At 65.9% G+C, this 17264-nt stretch carries 13 protein-coding genes, 1 tRNA gene and 1 pseudogene; 7 read left to right on the top strand and 8 right to left on the bottom strand.

Annotated elements, in window-relative coordinates; all coding sequences use genetic code 11:
- Positions 1-142 precede the first annotated feature (142 nt).
- The 3 genes from pepN to G4G28_RS20510 all read left to right on the top strand — a co-directional run bounded on the left by pepN (position 143) and on the right by G4G28_RS20510 (position 4014).
- Complete coding sequence (gene pepN / locus G4G28_RS20520; protein ID WP_183107772.1) at positions 143-2788, top strand: aminopeptidase N; 2646 nt, start codon at positions 143-145, stop codon at positions 2786-2788.
- A gap of 32 nt (positions 2789-2820) precedes the next feature.
- Positions 2821-3822, top strand: coding sequence for a class 1 fructose-bisphosphatase (locus tag G4G28_RS20515; RefSeq protein WP_182989713.1), 1002 nt, complete (start codon positions 2821-2823; stop codon positions 3820-3822).
- A 116-nt stretch (positions 3823-3938) separates the two neighbouring features.
- Positions 3939-4014 (top strand) — tRNA-Thr (locus G4G28_RS20510).
- 181 nt (positions 4015-4195) lie between these two features.
- Here the strand turns inward: G4G28_RS20510 and G4G28_RS20505 are convergent.
- The gene (locus G4G28_RS20505) at positions 4196-4612 is read right to left on the bottom strand and encodes a hypothetical protein (RefSeq protein ID WP_182989712.1); all 417 of its coding nucleotides are present in this window, start codon (positions 4610-4612) and stop codon (positions 4196-4198) included.
- Between the two features lie 331 nt (positions 4613-4943).
- A complete protein-coding gene (locus tag G4G28_RS20500) occupies positions 4944-7052 on the bottom strand; it encodes an ATP-binding protein (RefSeq protein ID WP_182989711.1) in 2109 nt (702 codons plus the stop codon).
- Positions 7053-7253: 201 nt separating this feature from the next.
- Between G4G28_RS20500 and G4G28_RS20495 the strand changes: the two genes are divergently transcribed.
- On the top strand, positions 7254-7562 hold the full coding sequence (locus tag G4G28_RS20495; protein ID WP_182989710.1) for a hypothetical protein: 309 nt from the start codon (positions 7254-7256) through the stop codon (positions 7560-7562).
- A gap of 164 nt (positions 7563-7726) precedes the next feature.
- Here G4G28_RS20495 and G4G28_RS20490 read toward each other — a convergent pair whose 3' ends face one another.
- Together G4G28_RS20490 and G4G28_RS20485 are read right to left on the bottom strand one after the other, a co-directional pair.
- A complete protein-coding gene (locus G4G28_RS20490; protein WP_182989709.1) occupies positions 7727-8245 on the bottom strand; it encodes a YqiA/YcfP family alpha/beta fold hydrolase in 519 nt (172 codons plus the stop codon).
- A gap of 13 nt (positions 8246-8258) precedes the next feature.
- Positions 8259-8459: a hypothetical protein gene (locus tag G4G28_RS20485; RefSeq protein ID WP_182989708.1), complete on the bottom strand. Its 201-nt coding sequence runs from the start codon at positions 8457-8459 to the stop codon at positions 8259-8261.
- A gap of 252 nt (positions 8460-8711) precedes the next feature.
- On the opposite strand from G4G28_RS20485, the gene G4G28_RS20480 reads away from it, so the two are divergent.
- Both G4G28_RS20480 and G4G28_RS20475 read left to right on the top strand, forming a co-directional pair.
- On the top strand, positions 8712-9287 hold the full coding sequence (locus tag G4G28_RS20480; RefSeq protein WP_182989707.1) for a YceI family protein: 576 nt from the start codon (positions 8712-8714) through the stop codon (positions 9285-9287).
- Between the two features lie 59 nt (positions 9288-9346).
- On the top strand, positions 9347-10156 hold the full coding sequence (locus tag G4G28_RS20475; protein ID WP_182989706.1) for a class III extradiol ring-cleavage dioxygenase: 810 nt from the start codon (positions 9347-9349) through the stop codon (positions 10154-10156).
- A gap of 39 nt (positions 10157-10195) precedes the next feature.
- Here the strand turns inward: G4G28_RS20475 and G4G28_RS20470 are convergent, their stop codons facing one another.
- Entirely contained in the window at positions 10196-10597 is a 402-nt protein-coding gene (locus tag G4G28_RS20470; RefSeq protein WP_229425225.1) for a DUF1622 domain-containing protein, read from the bottom strand.
- A 707-nt stretch (positions 10598-11304) separates the two neighbouring features.
- Positions 11305-11685 carry a hypothetical protein gene (locus G4G28_RS20465; RefSeq protein WP_210283268.1) on the bottom strand — a complete coding sequence of 127 codons (381 nt, stop codon included), beginning with the start codon at positions 11683-11685 and terminating at the stop codon, positions 11305-11307.
- 42 nt (positions 11686-11727) lie between these two features.
- Between G4G28_RS20465 and G4G28_RS20460 the strand changes: the two genes are divergently transcribed.
- Positions 11728-12156: a YqjD family protein gene (locus tag G4G28_RS20460; protein WP_183107770.1), complete on the top strand. Its 429-nt coding sequence runs from the start codon at positions 11728-11730 to the stop codon at positions 12154-12156.
- A 339-nt stretch (positions 12157-12495) separates the two neighbouring features.
- Here the strand turns inward: G4G28_RS20460 and G4G28_RS20455 are convergent, their stop codons facing one another.
- The gene (locus G4G28_RS20455; protein WP_183107769.1) at positions 12496-15621 is read right to left on the bottom strand and encodes an efflux RND transporter permease subunit; all 3126 of its coding nucleotides are present in this window, start codon (positions 15619-15621) and stop codon (positions 12496-12498) included.
- 10 nt (positions 15622-15631) lie between these two features.
- Positions 15632-16772: pseudogene (locus tag G4G28_RS20450) on the bottom strand (efflux RND transporter periplasmic adaptor subunit).
- Between the last annotated feature and the right edge of the window lie 492 nt (positions 16773-17264).

The following is a 17264-nucleotide window of genomic DNA, read 5'->3' as shown; positions in this document are numbered from 1 at the left end:
TTTGATCGTTTATCGCAGGTAAATTTACACCTGGTTACCCACTGCACATGCCGACACATTCCGCCGCATCGAAATCGCGCGTAGCCTCCGAAACCTTGTTGGTAAAATAAGACCTTCTTCGACTGTATTTTTCGGACATCCCATGCGCACCGACACGCCCCAGACGATTTACCGGAAAGACTACACGCCCCCCAGCTACCTCGTCGACACCGTCGAGCTCGGCTTCGACCTCGATCCCACGCGCACCATCGTCGCCAACCGGATGACGATGCGGCGCAACCCCGCCAGTGCCCAGCGCGAAATCGAGCTCCATGGCGAGGGCCTGGAACTGGTCGCGCTGCGCATGAACGGCCGCACACTGGGGCTTGATGACTACCGGGTCGAAGGCAGCCTGTTGACGATTCCCGATACGCTTGATGAAGTCACGCTCGAGATCGAAACGATTTGCGCGCCCGAGCTGAACACCACCCTGAACGGCCTGTACACCTCGAACGGCAATTTCTACACCCAGTGCGAGGCCGAGGGCTTCCGCGCCATCACCTATTTCCCGGACCGTCCGGACGTGATGGCCGTCTACACCGTCATGCTGCGCGCCGACAAGGAAAAATATCCGGTGCTGCTGTCGAACGGCAACCTGGTGGAAGAGGGCGAGCTGGGCGATGGCCGCCATTACGCCAAATGGGAAGACCCGTTCCCGAAACCGTCTTACCTGTTCGCCCTGGTGGCGGCGCGCCTGGTCTGCCAGGAAGAAACCTTCCGTCTCGCCGATGGGCGCGATGCGCTGCTGCAGGTGTGGGTGGAGGAGGGCAACCTCGACAAGACCGACTATGCCATGCAGTCGCTCAAGAACAGTATCCGCTGGGACGAGGAACGCTATGGCCTGGAACTCGACCTGGACCGCTTCATGATCGTCGCCGTCAGCGACTTCAACATGGGCGCGATGGAAAACAAGGGCCTGAACATCTTCAACACGAAGTATGTACTGGCCAACCCGCGCGTGGCCACCGACATCGACTTCCAGGGCATCGAAGCCGTGGTCGGCCACGAATACTTCCACAACTGGACGGGCAACCGCGTCACCTGCCGCGACTGGTTCCAGCTGTCGCTGAAGGAAGGCCTGACCGTGTTCCGCGACCAGGAATTCTCGGCCGACATGATCGGCACCGAGACCGGCCGCGCCGTCACCCGCATCGACCAGGTGCGCACCCTGCGCCAGGCCCAGTTCCCGGAAGACGCCGGCCCGATGGCCCACCCGGTGCGTCCCGACTCCTTTGTCGAGATCAACAATTTCTACACCGTCACCGTGTACGAAAAGGGCGCCGAAGTCGTGCGCATGTACCAGACCCTGCTCGGCCGCGAAGGCTTCCGCAAGGGCATGGACTTGTACTTCGAACGCCATGACGGCCAGGCCGTCACGGTCGACGATTTCCGCCAAGCCATGGCCGACGCGAGCGGGCGCGACCTGACCCTGTTCGACCGCTGGTACAGCCAGGCCGGCACCCCGGTCGTGCGCGCCGAAACCCGCTACGACGAGCTCGCCAAGACCTATACGCTGACCCTGTTCCAGTCCTGCCCGCCGACCCCGGGCCAGACGAGCAAATTCCCCTTCCACATTCCGGTGGCCGTTGGCCTGCTGGGCGCGGATGGGCGCGACATGCCGCTCACGATTGGCGGCGAAGACAAGGGCACCACCGCCGTGCTGGAACTCACGCAAGCCCAGCAGAGCTTCGTGTTCGAGAACGTGCAGGAACAGCCGACGCCGTCGATCCTGCGTAACTTCTCGGCCCCGGTCATCCTCGATTTCAATTATGGCGACGCCGACCTGCTGCACCTGTTCAACCACGACAGCGACGCCGTCAACCGCTGGGAAGCCGGCCAGCGCCTGGCGATGGGCCGCCTGCTGAAACTGACTGGCGAGGCCGGCGTCGGCGCGCCCTTGATGCTGGACGACACCTTCCTGCTGGCGCTGGGCAAGATCCTGGCCGACGAGACGCTCGACCCGGCCTTCCGTGAGCAGGCCCTGCTGCTGCCTTCCGAAGGCATGGTGGCCGACCAGATCGAGGTCGTCAATCCGCTCTCGATCCACCTGGCACGCCAGTTCATGCGCGCCAATATCGGCGCGCGCCTGCGCTCGGAATTGCTGGCCCAGTACGAAGCGAACCAGACGCCGGGCGAATACAGTCCGGACGCCGTATCGAGCGGCAAGCGCGGCCTCAAAAACCTGTGCCTGGCCTACCTGACGGCTGCGCAGGACGAGGAGGGCCTGGCCCTGGCCCAGCGCCAGTTCGACGAAGCGGGCAACATGACCGACCGCGTCGCGGCCCTGTCTGCCCTGATCCATGCCCGCGCGCCGGGTGCCGACGCCGCGCTGGCGCGTTTCTACGACGAGTTCGAAGACGAGCCGCTGGTGATCGACAAGTGGTTCGCCCTGCAGGCATCGAGCGCGACCGCCGACGTGCCCGCCATCCGCGGCCTGATGCGCCACCCGGCCTTCAACCTGCGCAATCCGAACCGCGCGCGCAGCCTGATTTCCAGCTTCTGCGCCGGCAATCCGGTGCAGTTCCACGCGCCGGACGGCAGCGGCTATGCCTTCTGGGCCGAGCAGGTGATCACGCTCGACGGCCTCAACCCGCAAGTAGCGAGCCGCCTGGCACGTTCCATGGACCGCTGGCGCCGTTATACCCCGGAACTGCAGGAGCAGATGAAAAAGGCGCTGCAACAGGTGGCCGGCCAGCAACGCCTGTCGAACGACGTGCGTGAGGTCGTGGGCAAAGCCTTGGCCAACTAACTACAAAGAATTCACCAAACCGAAGGAAGTTCATGAAACGCGTCAGTCTCACGCAACATCTCGTGGAGGAGCAACGCCTCCACAACACCATTCCGGCCGAGCTGCGCCTCCTGATCGAGGTCGTGGCCCGTGCCTGCAAGCGCATCAGCTATGAAGTCAGCAAGGGCGCGCTGGGCGACATCCTCGGCAGCGCCGACACCGAGAACATCCAGGGCGAAGTGCAGAAGAAGCTCGACGTGATTTCCAACGAGATCTTGCTGGAAGCGAACGAGTGGGGCGGCCACCTGGCGGCCATGGCGTCGGAAGAGATGGAAAGCATCCACCCGATCCCGAACCGCTACCCGAAGGGCGAGTACATGCTGCTGTTCGATCCGCTCGACGGCTCCTCGAACATCGACGTCAACGTCTCGATCGGCACCATCTTCTCGGTCCTCAAAGCCCCGGAAGGCATGGGCGAGCCGACCGAAGCGGCCTTCCTGCAGCCAGGCACGGCGCAAGTGGCCGCCGGCTATGCCGTGTACGGCCCGCAGACCATGCTGGTGCTGACCACCGGCGACGGCGTGCACTGCTTCACGCTGGACCGCGAGATGGGTTCCTGGGTACTGACCCAGAGCGACATCAAGATCCCGAGCACGACCAAGGAATTCGCCATCAACATGTCGAACAAGCGCCACTGGCATCCGCCGGTGCAGCGCTATGTCGACGAAATGCTGGCGGGTAAAACCGGTGCGCGCGGCAAGGATTTCAACATGCGCTGGATCGCCTCGATGGTGGCCGACGTGCACCGCATCCTGAACCGCGGCGGCATCTTCATGTACCCGGCCGACATGCGCGACCCGTCCCAGCCGGGCAAGCTGCGCCTGATGTACGAAGCCAATCCGATGGCGATGATCGTCGAACAGGCCGGCGGCGCCGCGACCGATGGCCGTGGGCGCATCATGGAGATCCCGCCGACCAAGCTGCACCAGCGCGTGCCGGTGTTCCTGGGATCGAAGGAAGAAGTCGAGCTCGTCACCCGCTATCACGCGGAGTAAGTGACTGGGCAGCCGGTTTTTTTTGGCAAATCCCGTGCGAAATTGCCGAGTCGGACTAGCACGTTTGCTACGTTGTTGCTAGAATACGGCTCTTCGTCGGGATAGCCTGGCGTAGAGCCGCTGTAGCTCAGTCGGTAGAGCAGCGCATTCGTAATGCGAAGGTCACCAGTTCGATTCCGGTCAGCGGCACCAGAATTCAGCAGTAAGGAAAAAGGGGTTGCATGCTCAGGCATGCAACCCCTTTTTCTTTTCGCATGCGGGCAACTCCTCGGGCCGGCCTGTACGGCCTCGGCCGTGCTGCAGCGCCATCGCGGTCCATGAAAAAAGGCCGGGCACGCCATCGTGCCCGGCCTTCTGACATGCTGCAGCGGAATCAGCGGCGGCAGCTCAGGCGCAGTGTTTCGTTTTCGCGTCCGCTCAGCCGTACCGGCGCGTCGTCACCGCAACGGTAGACGATGTCGAGGCGCTTTTGCACGTTGCGGATCGGGTCGCCGCACAGGTGGTTGCCGACGACGACCATGCCGCCATTGCGATCGACTTCGGCCCGCACCGCCTGGCGTGCATCGCACAGGGCGCCACGTGCGCCGTAGTCGGCCCGTTCCACGCGCAGGTGGCCCCAGTTGCGGCCGCCACGGTCGCCGCGCTCGCCCATGGCGGCACGCTGGCCGGCCGCAAAGCCGTCGTCGTAGCCACGGCGGTATTCGCTGCTCTGGGCGAATACGGAGGCGGAGGCGGCGGTGAAGGTCAGGAGCGCGGCAACGCGCACGAGGTGTCGGTAAGCGGTCTTCATGTTGTTCTTCCGTTCAGTTCAGTAATGGATGCGACTGTGTAGTCTCCAGTCCCGGCGCGTAATAGTATTCCTGGTTCATAGTGTGGCACCAGGCGGCGCGGAAAGCTGTCGCTCCTGCTGTAAAAATGGTTTCAATCTGTAAGTACAGGGACTTCCGGCTCATCGCGGCCCCGAAACGGCGATTGTCGAGGGGAGCGCTGAGCACCCAGTCTACCCGATGGGTTGCCGAAATGTAAATCTCTGGCGCGGAAGAATCACGCTGAGGTACACGGAGGCGGCTTCCGCGCAGGAATCGCGCGGCCGAACGTGTACGCGGACGGCCGCGGCCGGCCTAGCGCAGGAAGCCGATGGACGCCGACACCGGTGCTTTCAGGCTGCATTCCTGCGCCAGCGCCTCGACCAGGGCCGCCGCCGACACGACGGGGCGGAAGCGATGCTGGCGGACGACTGCCGCAAAGTCGCCGGGCGTGACATTGCGCAGCGAGCGCAGGCGATCGAGGTCGGTCTGCGTTGCCGGCGCCAGTCCGAGCCCGGCCGAATAGCGTGCCAGCAGAAGTGCCGCCTGGTCCGGCAACAGGAAATCGAAGCGCACTTTCAGGTCGAAGCGGCGCAGCGCGGCGGGATCGAGCCCGTTCATCAGGTTGGTCGAGGCGATGAACACGCCGGAATAGGTTTCCATCCGCGTCAGCATTTCATTGACCATCGTGACTTCCCACGACTGGCGGGCGTGGGCGCGGTCCTGCAGGAAGCTGTCCACTTCGTCGATCAGCAGCAGCGCGTTCTCGCTTTCGGCGCGGCGGAAGGCCGCGGCGATGTTCTTTTCGCTCTCGCCCACCCATTTCGAGATCAGCTCCGACGCGGTGTAGAGCAGCAGCGGCATGTCCAGGCGTTCGGCCAGCCAGCGGCCGTATGCGGTTTTCCCGGTCCCCGGCGGGCCATACAGGCAGAGCCGGGCGGCGCGGTTGCCCGCGAGCCCGTCGGCAAGCTGCAGCATGTCGGCGTCGGCATTGACGAGCGCGGCGTCGTACTCGGCCGGCAGGCGCGCGGCCTCGCCCTGCCTGATGGGCGCATGTCCCTGCGCCTGCAGCGACTGGTCGATCAGGAATTCGACGGCGCGGCCGGCGCTGCCCGTACCATCGGCATCGAAGCCGCTGCCGATGGTACGCACGACCTCGGCTGCGCGGCTGACGACGGCCGGTGCCAGCCGGGGCGACGAGGCGATACGGCGGACGGCGGCATCGTCGAGCACCCCGCCGCAGGCGTCGCGCACGATGCGCTCGCGCTGGCTGCGCGGCGGCACCGGCATCTCGATCACCATGTCGAAGCGGCGCAGGAAGGCCGGGTCGATGCCGTCGATGGAATTGGACAGCCACAGCGCCGGCACGGCGTTCTGTTCCAGCGTGCGATTGATCCATGCCTTGCGCTTTTGCGCCGTGCTCATGCGGCCGAACATGCGGTCGCCGTCGTTGAAGACGTCTTCCACTTCATCGAACAGGATCATCGCATTGCGCTGGCCGAAAAAACTCTGCGCGGCGCGATAGGCACGCAGGCGCCGTTCGCCCAGCACCGGGTCGCCGTCGTCATCCTCGCTGGCCACTTCGAACAGCTCGCATCCGAGCGCGGCGGCCATGGCCCGCGCCAGTTCGCTCTTGCCGGTACCGGGCGCGCCATGCAGGAAGATGTTCACGCCGACCCGGCCAGTGGCCAGTGCTTGCTGGAGATAGGGCTTGAGCAGCGCCAGGCTGGCGTCGATGTGGGCGTAGTCGGCCAGGCACAGCGTGGCCGGCAGGCTGGGGCTGACGGTATCCTTCAACAGGGCGAGCGGGTCGGCCTCCTCGCCCATGACGAGGGCTGCGAAGCTGTCGGACAGCAGGTCGAGCTTGCCGCGCAGGAAACCGCCATTGCCGCGGTCCACCGCCAGCAGGCCTGAGCGCGCCAGCACCCCCTGCGTAGCGAGCGCCGCTTGTACGGCACGCCGGTCGAGCGCCAGGATGGCCGCCAGCGCATCGATGACTTTGAGCGAATTGAGCTGCCCGAGGATGTCCGCGCAGTCGTCCAGGACGCGGTCGTGGTGGATCAATGCCGCGAATTCGAGGATGCGGCAATCGACGTCCGACAATCCCACCAGCTTCGACAGCCGCGCCATATTGGCCTGCAGCGCGGGCGGCGGAAGCAGGCCTGGCGCGCGCGCTTCGGCGGCGATGTGCAGTTCGCGCACCTGCGCGCAGACGGCGGCTTTGTCGAAATCGAGTTCGTCGTTATCGAGCCAGTCGCCCACGCCCAGGTGGCGGGCCACCGTGTCTTCCGAAAAACCGTTGCGCATGACAAAGTACTTGAGACCGGACAGGGGAACCAGGATGCGCAACATCCAGAGGTCGGTGATGGAATCGATTTCCTTCGACGGGAAACCTTGGGAAGCGATGCGGCGACGGGTTTTCATGTGCTCCTCCTTGAGAGTGACTCATCATAAAGAGGGCTGCGACAGCTTATGTCGCACGTGGCGCGGGCGGTACGCCATGGTTTGCGCCACGACCCAACGGTGAGCGGCCCTTGCGGGGCTGGTGGTACGCTTGAGTGCGCTTGACCGATCGGCATCGCCTCCCGCCTGCCGGGGCAAGCACCAGCCAACAAGGAGACAGACATGCCCGCCCTGCACGTGATCGAACATGAGATTTCCGTCGTCCGCCTGTCGCCCGACTCGTATATCCACGATTCGGGGGACTGGAAGCTGTCGGAAGAAACGGCAAGGAAGCTCGTTGGCGGCGACATGTACCTGCACACCGCACAGGATGCACCCTCTCACTTCGGCGGCAGGATCCTCGGCTACCGTATTCATGAGGAAGGACCGCTGAAGGGCAGGGTGGTGTTTCGCATCGAGCCCACGATGGCGCACAAGGGCGTCAGGACCGGCCGGGATGGCTGGGCGATGGAAATGAAAATCGTGCTGTAGATGGGGACGAAAGCCAGCAGGCCCAGGTGACGAAGGGAATGCGATGTCGCTTGACGACGGCAGTGGCCTAGGGTGGAGTCCTGACTCCACGCGGTGCAACAGCAGCACATCGCAACGCGTCATGCGGCCGCTACCGATGCGATCCCATCCTCCCACTGCGGGCGTCAAACGGGCAGGGATACCTCGCACCGCCCCAGGAAAGCCCCGAACAACTCGCACAGCAACGGAATGCTGGCATTGAGCCGGTGATCGTCCTGCACCAGGTGCAGCGTGCATGCGCGCAGCCGCGCAAAGCGGATGGAATGTTCGCAGGGAATCACATCGTCGGCCCAGCCGTGCACGATCTCGGTACGGTTGGCGGGCACATCCGGTTCCTGGCTCGGGTAACCCGGCATGTACAGCGCGGGGGCCAGCAGGAAGACGGCATGGGCGCCCAGCCGCCCGGCCGCCTCGGCCGCCAGCCAGCCACCCATGCTCGAGCCCACCAGCAGCAGCGGCCCGCTGTGCCCTTCGCAGGCACGCAGCAATTGCTCCAGCCGCAGGGCAGGGTCGGTCGTGTGCGAATAATCCAGGCTGGCGGCCTCCCAGCCGTTCGCACGCGCGACTGCAGCCAGCGCCAGGATCTTGCTGCCCGTGGGGCCGCTCTCCTTGCCGTGGATGAAGTGGATAAGTCCTGTTGTCATCAGTGTGCTCCCTTTATGCGCAGACGATCAGCGAGGCAAGCATGTTGCCGCTGCCCACCGTACGAAAGCGTTCATCCCGGGTCAGATTGGTGCGCGGATCATAGTAGCCGACCGTGCGAAAGCGCGCATCGCTGCCGGTCTGCCTGCCGTCTGGGGCGGTATCGATGTAACCGATCGTGCGGTAACGTGCGTCGCGCAAAGTCTGCCTGCTCATGGTGGTGCTCCTTATCGGTACGGGCTATCCACTCTGGGGCTCAAGGCGACAGGTCGTGTCGCAAGCGCCCACAGCCGACAAGTGTGCGCCGGCGATCTGGAACGGTGGCAGTCGCATCGCTTCGATTGTCCCATTGGTTGCACAGTGTTTTGCTTCTTTGCCGACTAGTGCAAAGCAGGCGAGCGCTTTACAGTAGTGCTTATCCGCTGGCGCACCTGCCATCACCCTGGACCCATCGATAAGGATTCCACCATGAAACAGCTCAGCAAACTCATCGTTGCCATCGCCCTGGCCGGCGGCGCCGCCTCGGCCTTCGCCGCACCGCGCACCTATGCCGCCGATCCGGGCCACACGGTGGCTCGCTTCTCGTACAACCACCTGGGTTTCTCGACGCAGCTGTCGCGCTTCAACAAGACCGGTGCCGAGGTCATGCTCGACCAGGCCGCGAAGAAGGCTTCCGTGAACGTGACGATCGACATGAAATCGATCGACACCGGCGTGACGGCCTTCGACGAACACATCCAGGGCGCGGATTTCCTCGATACCGGCAAATTCCCGACCGCGACCTTCAAGTCGACCAAGGTCGTTTTCGACGGCGACAAGCCGGCCACCATCGAGGGTAACCTGACGATCAAGGGCATCACGAAACCGGTGACGCTGACCGTGACCTCCTTCCAGGCCGCACAGCACCCGATGCTCAAGAAGGACGCGATTGGCGCCAACGCCTATACCGTCATCAAGCGTTCGGACTTCGGCGCGGCCAAGTACGTGCCGGCCGTCAGCGACGAGGTGCGCATCGACGTCGCCATCGAGGCCGTCGCCCAGTAAGAGCCATGAAGTGCGCCATGCCGGCATCTGGCTGGCGCGCCTTCACGAAAGGAAGCACCATGAATTCGCCCCGCATGCCCGTCTGTTTCCTGTCGCATGGCGGCGGGCCCTGGCCCTGGATCGACGAAATGCGCCGGGCGTTCGACCGCACCGCGCGCGAGTTCGCGGCCATCCCAAGCCGCCTGCCGGCCAGGCCGACGGCCATCCTCGCCATTTCCGGGCATTGGGAAGCGCCGGGCTTCATGGTGTCGACCAGCGCGCAGCCGCCGATGGAATACGACTACCACGGCTTCCCCGAACACACCTATCGCGTGCGTTACCCGGCGCCCGGCGCACCCCTGCTTGCCGAACGCGTGCGCGCGCTGCTGGGCGCCGCCGGCACGCCCGTCGGTACGGACCCGGCGCGCGGCTTCGACCATGGCGTCTTCGTGCCGCTCAGCCTGATGTATCCGCAGGCCGACATTCCCGTCGTGATGCTGTCCTTGAAGTCGAATTACGATCCGCTCGAGCACATCCGCGTCGGCCAGGCGCTGGCCCCCTTGCGCGACGAGGGCGTGCTGATCATCGGCAGCGGCCTCACCTACCACAACATGCGCGGATTCGGCCGCGACGAGTCGACCCTTGTCGCGACCGCGTTCGAACAATACCTGCACAGCGTCGTGGAAGAGAAGGACCCGGAGCGGCGCCTTGACATGCTGGTGCGCTGGGAGCAGGCCCCGGGCGCGCGCCTGGCGCATCCGCGCGAGGATCACCTGCTGCCGTTGATGGTCGTTGCCGGCGCGGCCCAGGCCGACCCCGGCCGCGCGCTGTTCGTCGACCACGTGTTCAAGGTGCCGATGGCGTCGTACGGGTTCGGCGTCGTCGCCTGAGCGTCGCCTTGCGGGATCCCCGGAGCGCCCCGACGCCGGTCACCCCTTGGCCGGCGCGTCCCTGCCGGCCCGACCGGAGCCGTCCGCATTCATCGTTTGCGCGCTGGCGCTTTCCATTTGCAGTTCCCGGTTCAGGAAATAGTTCAGTGCGGTCCGGATGACGGCAATCGCGGCCAGCTTGCCGATGCGGTCCCAGGTTGGCGCGACCGATGTCGACAGGATGTCGGCCGCCAGCTGCAGCTCGAGCGCCAGCGTCAGGTGGCGCGCAAACGCGAGCCGGATCGGGATGAAGCTGTTGCCGCGCTCCGTGAACAGATGGCGCACCAGCGCGACGATGACCAGGAAGATGCCGGCGGCGATGACCACCGCGCCCAGGGCTTCGACCAGCAAACGCAGCCATTCGACGGCGTCACGTACTTGTTCTTCGACTTGTTCGAACATGGATTCCCCGATTTCGCCACGCCATATGACCCGTACCGGACAGCGGCGGCTGCCGTCGTCCCGGCCCCGCGCCGGGCTGCCGCGACATCCGTCCGCCCATCCGGTGCAGGCCGGGATGGTGCAAGCTTGATGAACTGGCCTGCGCCAGTCTGTACGCCAGGGAACCTTGGCACGGCCGCCGACAGATCAGCTGTCGCTATCGCCATGCATGGCGGGTGCGGCCGCAGCGGAACTTGCTTTTCGGCCGGGATTATTTCCTCCGCTCATCGAAACGCCTCGCAACATGCCTGCTTCGGCGCGCAATTGCCGTCGATTTTCATCGATCCCGCAATTCTGTTAGTCAGCGCACCGTCCGGCTAGCTCATTCATTATATTTTTTGTATCGCGATCCGGTTACCCGACCGCCGCAATCGTGCAGCACGCCAGAACGGCGTAGTCTTGCAAAACGGGATGCGAAAGTGACGTGGCTGGTTGCGGAACTTTTGAGCTTGCCCGAGGTCGTCGATGCAAATCATTGACCGTAGGCATAACTCGAACGCTCCATTGATTTAGCGCAGTTCATTTTCGCGCCTCCGTTTTGTTTCGAGCGGAATGAAGGAAGAATGGTGTTGGTCGGGTACCGGTCTACTCCGCGTTGGTCTACATTTTACAAGGACAAAAGTCATGGATAATCAGAAATCGAGCGAGGGTAAAGGCGTTAACGCTGGTCAAAATAGCGGCGGCAACTTGGGCAAGGATGACAAGTCGAGCTCCAGCCTGGGCAAGGGCGGCAGCGGTTCGTCGGCCAGCGCCGGTTCGTCGGGTAGCCTGAGCGGCACCGCATCGTCGAGCGCCAGCCCGGCAACGAGCTCGAGCACCGGCGCAGTCGGCGGCAGCAGCAATGCCGGCAGCATGGGGTCGAGCGGCGCCGGCAGCAGCGGCGACCTGAGCGGTTCGTCGAGCACCGGTTCGTCGGGTTCGTCGGGCGCCATGGGCAGCTCGTCGACGTCCGGCTCGTCGGGTTCGTCGAACCTGTCGTCCAGCGGCTCCTCGGGCTCCGGTTCGAGCGGCTCGTCGGGCGCGATGGGCAGCTCGTCCACCTCGGGCACCTCGGGCTCGTCCCGGGTTCGTCCTCGGGTTCGTCGGGCGCCATGGGCAGCTCGAGCAGCTCGGGCACTTCGGGTTCGTCCTCGAGCGGCGGCTCGTCGGGCGCCATGGGCGGCGCCAGCGCCGGCACCAGCGGCACCGGCGGCGATTCGGGTGCAAGCGCCGGCATGATGGCTTCGATGAAACCGGACGAAATGCACAAAACCATCGACAAGGCCGCCCAGGCAGCCCAGCCAATGGTCGAGCGCGTCGTCAGCACGGCACACGCCGGTGTCGACAAGCTGAGCGGCCTGCTCAGCGGCGCGACGGAGAAGTTCAGCGGCCGCCAGCAGCAAATGAACGACACCTACCAGCAACTGGCCGATTCGGGCCGCGAGTATGTGCGTAACAAACCAGGTACCGCCATCGCCATCGCCCTGGGCGCCGGCTACATCCTGGCCAAGCTGCTCGGCAGCAACCGCCGCGACTACTGATCGGTAGCCGCAGCAAGGAGATCGGCCGGCATTGCGTCCGGCCGGTATCCCTTTGCGCGAAAAAAAAGCGCCGGCACAGCAATGCCGGCGCTTTTTTCATGGTCACGACGAAAGGGCGCAGTCGCCGGCGTCAAAATGGAGGCGAGCGGTGCGGCTCGCAGGCTGGACGGCTCCGCCGTCGACGCGTCCTCCACGCTATGCGTTCCCGCACCGCATGCGTGGATGGGAGCCGCCGGTTGAACCGCACCGGCGAAGTTCGTAGGGTGGGCTCTCGAGCCCACGCCGTCTCACCTTTCGAGACCAGGCGCAGCTTGCGTACTGCCGCTCGCCGCCTCCGGCTTACTTCATAGCCGTCGGCTCCTGCTCCCTGTGCCGCCCTTCCTGCGGATGGCGGCGCAGCCTGCGCGCTCCCCGGTTCAGCCAACCCTTGACGTCATCCACATAGGTGAACACCGCCGGCACCACCAGCAGGCTGAGGAGCGTCGAGGTGATCAGGCCGCCGATCACGGCAATGGCCATCGGCGAGCGGAAGCTCGGGTCGCCCGAGAAGCCGAGCGCCAGCGGCAGCATGCCGGCGCCCATTGCGATGGTCGTCATGATGATCGGCCGGCTGCGCTTGTGGCAGGCATCGACCAGCGCTTCGAAACGCGGCATGCCCGCCTTGCGCGCCAGGATGGCGTAGTCGACCAGCAGGATCGAGTTCTTGGTCACGATCCCCATCAGCATGATCAGGCCGATCATGGTCGGCATCGACAACGCGCTGCCGGTGACGAGCAGGGCGACAAAGGCGCCGCCGATCGACAGCGGCAGCGCCGCCAGGATCGTCAGCGGCTGCATGAAGTCGGCGAACAGCAGCACCAGCACGCCATAGATGCACAGCACGCCGATGGTCATGGCGATGCCGAAGCTGGCAAACAGGGCCTGCATCTCCTGGGCGTCGCCCAGTTCCGCGATCTGCACCGAGGCCGGCAGCGTCTTGAAGGCGGGCAGGGCGCGCGCCTCGTCGTTGACTTCGCCCAGGGAGCGGCCCGAGAGCTCGACGTCGAGCGTGACATTCCGGCTGCGATTGAGGCGGTTGATCTCGGCCGGGCCGCTTTCCATCGTGATGTCCGCCACCGTCGCCAGCAGCACCGGGCCGTTTTTACCAGGCACGGTCAGGCGGCCGATGGCATCCAGGTCGGCGCGCACGGCATCCGGCAGTTTCACCCGGATCGGTACCTGGCGCTCGGACAAGTTCATTTTAGGGAGCGCCTGTTCGTAGTCGCCTGCGGTCGCCACGCGCACCGTTTCGCCGATGGCCGCCGCAGTCACGCCGAGGTCCGCCGCGCGGGCGAAATTCGGGCGCACGATGATTTCCGGGCGCACCGGGGATGCACTGGAACTGACGTTGCCGATGCCTTGCAGGGTGCGCAATTCGCGCTCGGCGCGCTGGGCCGCCGCCTGCAGCGCGGCCGGGTCTTCGCTGCGCAGCACCAGCTGCAGCTTGCCGCCGGTGTCGGCCTGGCCGACCGTGAAGCGCGCGCCCGGAATGGCGGACAACTCCTTGCGCATGCGGTTTTCCAGGTCCGACAATTTTTCGTCGCGCTTGCTGCGGTGGACCGTGCTCACGGTCAGCACCGCGCGCCGCGCTTCGGTCGAGGCGCCCGGCGCGAATGCGTCGCCACTGGAGCCGCCGCCGATCGAGCTGAAGATGCTCGTCACGCCCGGCACGCGCATCGCCGCCAGGCGCGCCTGCTCGGCCACCTGGTGGGTCTGGGCCAGCGTGGCGCCGGGCGGCAGCTCGGCGTTGATGATGGTCTGGCCGCGGTCGGCGGCGGGCACGAAGCCGGTCGGCAGCAGCGGCACCAGCGAAATCGAGGCGACGAAGAAGAGGAAGGAGGCAATGGCGGTCACCAGGCGGTGGCGCAGGCACCACTGCATCGCGCCCATGTAGCGGCGCATCAGCGGGCCATCCTTCTCTTCCTGCTGCTTCGATGGCTTCAGGATGTAGGCCGCCATCATTGGCGTGAGCAGGCGGGCCACCACCAAGGACGCCAGGATGGCCAGCACCGCGGTCCAGCCGAACTGCTTGAAGAAGCGCCCGGGAATGCCGCCCATGAAGGCGGTCGGCAGGAACACCGCCACCAGCGAGAAGGTGGTGGCGATCACCGCCATTCCGATCTCGTCGGCCGCTTCCAGCGCCGCCTGCATCGGCGTTTTCCCCATGTGCAGGTGGCGCGCGATGTTCTCGATCTCGACGATGGCATCGTCCACCAGCACGCCCACCACCAGCGCGAGCGAGAGCAGCGTGACCATGTTCAGGGTATAGCCGAACAGGTACTGGCCGAGGAAGGCCGGGATCACCGACAGCGGCAGGGCGGCGGCGGCGACGAAGGTGGCGCGCCAGTCGCGCAGGAACCACCACACCACCAGCACCGCCAGCAGCGCGCCTTCATACAGCATCTCCATCGAGGCGTCGAAGTTCTCCTGCACCGGTTCGGCATTGTCGACCACTTCCTTGAGCACCACGTTGGGGTGTTTCTTCTGCAGCTCGGCCACGGCGGCGCGTGCGCCCTCGGCCACTTCGGTCTCGCTGGCGCCGCGCGTGCGGAAGACCTCGAAACCGACGACCTTGCGGCCATCCTGCTCGGCCAGCGCGCGCGGCTCGGACACGGTATCGATGACGGTCGCAATGTCGCTCAGCCTCACGCGGCGCCCATCCGGCAGCGGGATATCCATGCGCGCCAGTTCCCGGGCGCTGGCGACGGTGGCCAGCGTGCGGACCGACTGCTCGGCGCCGCTGACGTCGCCGCGGCCGCCCGGTGCTTCGCGCTGCACGTTGCGCAGCTGGCGCGACACGTCCAGCGCCGACACCCGTAGCGCGGCCATGCGCGCGTCATCGAGTTCGACCCGCACTTCGCGGTCGACGCCGCCGACGCGCTTGACGGCGCCCAGGCCGGGCACGCTGAGCAGGCGCTTGGCCACGGTGTTGTCGACGAACCAGGACAGGTCCTGGTCGTCCAGGCCCGCCGTGCCGTTCAGGCCGGGTTTGGCGGCGGCGGTAAAGGTGAGGATCGAGCGCCCCGCGGTGGCCGCCTTGGTCACGCTTGGCTCGCGCATCTCGCCGGGCAAGTCGGCGCGCACCTGCGAGACGGCGCCCCGCACGTCGTTCTCCGCGTCCGACAGGTTCTTGTCGAGGATGAATTCGACGGTGACGGTGGCGACGCCGTCGAGCACCTTGGTATAGATGTTCTTCACGCCCTGCAGCGTGGCGACCGAGTCCTCGATCTTGCGCGCCACCTCGGTTTCCAGCTGGGCGGGCGCCGCGCCATCCAGGGTGGCGGTGACGGTGACGATCGGCAGTTCGATATCGGGGAAGAACTGGATCTTGTTGGATTTGAAGGCGAGCAGGCCGGCCAGCGTGAGCAGGGCGAACAGCAGGATCGCCGGGATCGGATTGCGGATCGAGAGGGCGGAAAAATTCATGGAGGTGTCCTCAGCGCGCCGCGACCTTGGCCGCTTTGGCCGGGGCAGGCGCCGCGACGTTGCGCACCAGATCCCCGTCATTCAGGAAGCCCGCGCCGCTGACCACGATCGGCGTGTCGGCCGCCAGCCCCTTGACCACCTCGATGCGTTTCCCAGGCGGCGGCCGGTGTCGATCTTGAGCTGGCTGACGCGGTTGTCCGTATTCAGGCGGAACACGTAGCTGAAGCCATCGCGCACGGCAATCGCCGTCTGCGGCACGGTCAGCGCACTCGAGGCGCCCAGTTCGAATTCGCCGCCGGCGAACATGCCCGCCTTCAGGGGCGCGTTGGCCGACAGCGCCGGCGGTAGGTCGACATAGACCAGCGCGGTACGCGATTGCGGGTCGACCGTGGGCGCGACCATGCGCACCTTGCCGGCGACCTCGCTGCCGTTCGCCGCCTTCACCGTCACCTTCGTGCCGGGCTTGATGCGGCCGATGTCGCTTGCCGTGACTTCGGCGCGCCACTCGAGGCGGCCCTGGCGGATCAGGCGGAACAGTTCGGTGCCGACGCCGACGACGGCACCGACAGTGGCGCTGCGCGCCGAGATGATGCCGCTGTCCGGCGCCACCACCTGCGTGTAGCGCAGGCGCAGCTGCTGCTGGCTGAGCGTGGCGCGCGCCGCCGCCACCCGCGCCGCGGCGGCGGTATTCGCGGCCGTGACGTACTGCGCCACCTGCTGCTCGCTCATCGCACCGGATGCGCGCAGGGCTTCGCCGCGCCTGGCGTTGGCGGCCGCTTCCGCGGCATTCGCCTGCGCTTCCTGCAGGGCGGCGCGCGCCTGCGCGACTTCGGCGTTGACGGTGTCGGCCGAGAATACGGCGAGCACTTCGCCTTTCTTGACGACGTCGCCCACGTTGACCCGCACATCAAGCAGGCGCAGGCCGCCCGACTCGCTGCCGACGATCGCCTCCCTGCCGGGGCGACGTTGCCGTTGGCACCGAGGCGCAGCGGCAGGCTGGCCGTGGCCGGCCGTCCGGTGGTGACGGTCAGGGCCGGCGTCGGCGCGGCATCCTTCTTCTCGTCCTTGCCCTTGCCGCAGCCCGCCAGCGCGGACAGGACGAGAAAGGCCAGGACGGCGCGGGACAAGAGGCGTGGAGTCGATGGTGGCATGGGCGTGGGTTCCGGTTGCGTGATGGAGCGGGTTGCGCGTGTAAGGACGCAATGAAGGAGTTTATCAAATTGCATGACAAGCCGACGCCGCTTCCGCGATTTTTGGGCCGGCGCCCGCGGTCGGCGCGGGTACTACAATGGACGTTTTGAAGGAGGCCGCGATGAACCATTCCTTGCTGCTTGCCGCCATGTGGGCGGCACTCCCCGTATTTGCCAGCGCGCAGGAGGGCGCCTCCGCCGGCGCCCCAGGACCGGCGGCGAACTCGGCACCATCCGGATCGCCCTGCGGCGCCGATGCGCCTGACCAGGCCCTCGGTGCCCTGCCGGCCAGGGCAAGTACACGGCCTCAACCGCAACTGGGCACGGTGGCACCCGCCACGTGGCTACCCCGGGAAACGCACAGTGCATCGTCACGTGCCATGGCGACCGCCACGGCAAGACAGGCTGGACAGGAAAAGGTCAAGGCAGATGGCGGCGCTGTCCGGACCGGCC

Origin of the sequence: Massilia sp. Dwa41.01b (assembly GCF_014171775.1) — a bacterium.
In the GTDB taxonomy this organism is placed as follows: domain Bacteria; phylum Pseudomonadota; class Gammaproteobacteria; order Burkholderiales; family Burkholderiaceae_D; genus Telluria.
The sequence above is the reverse complement of the archived record's forward strand: the minus strand, read 5'-3'. Positions and strand labels throughout refer to the sequence as shown.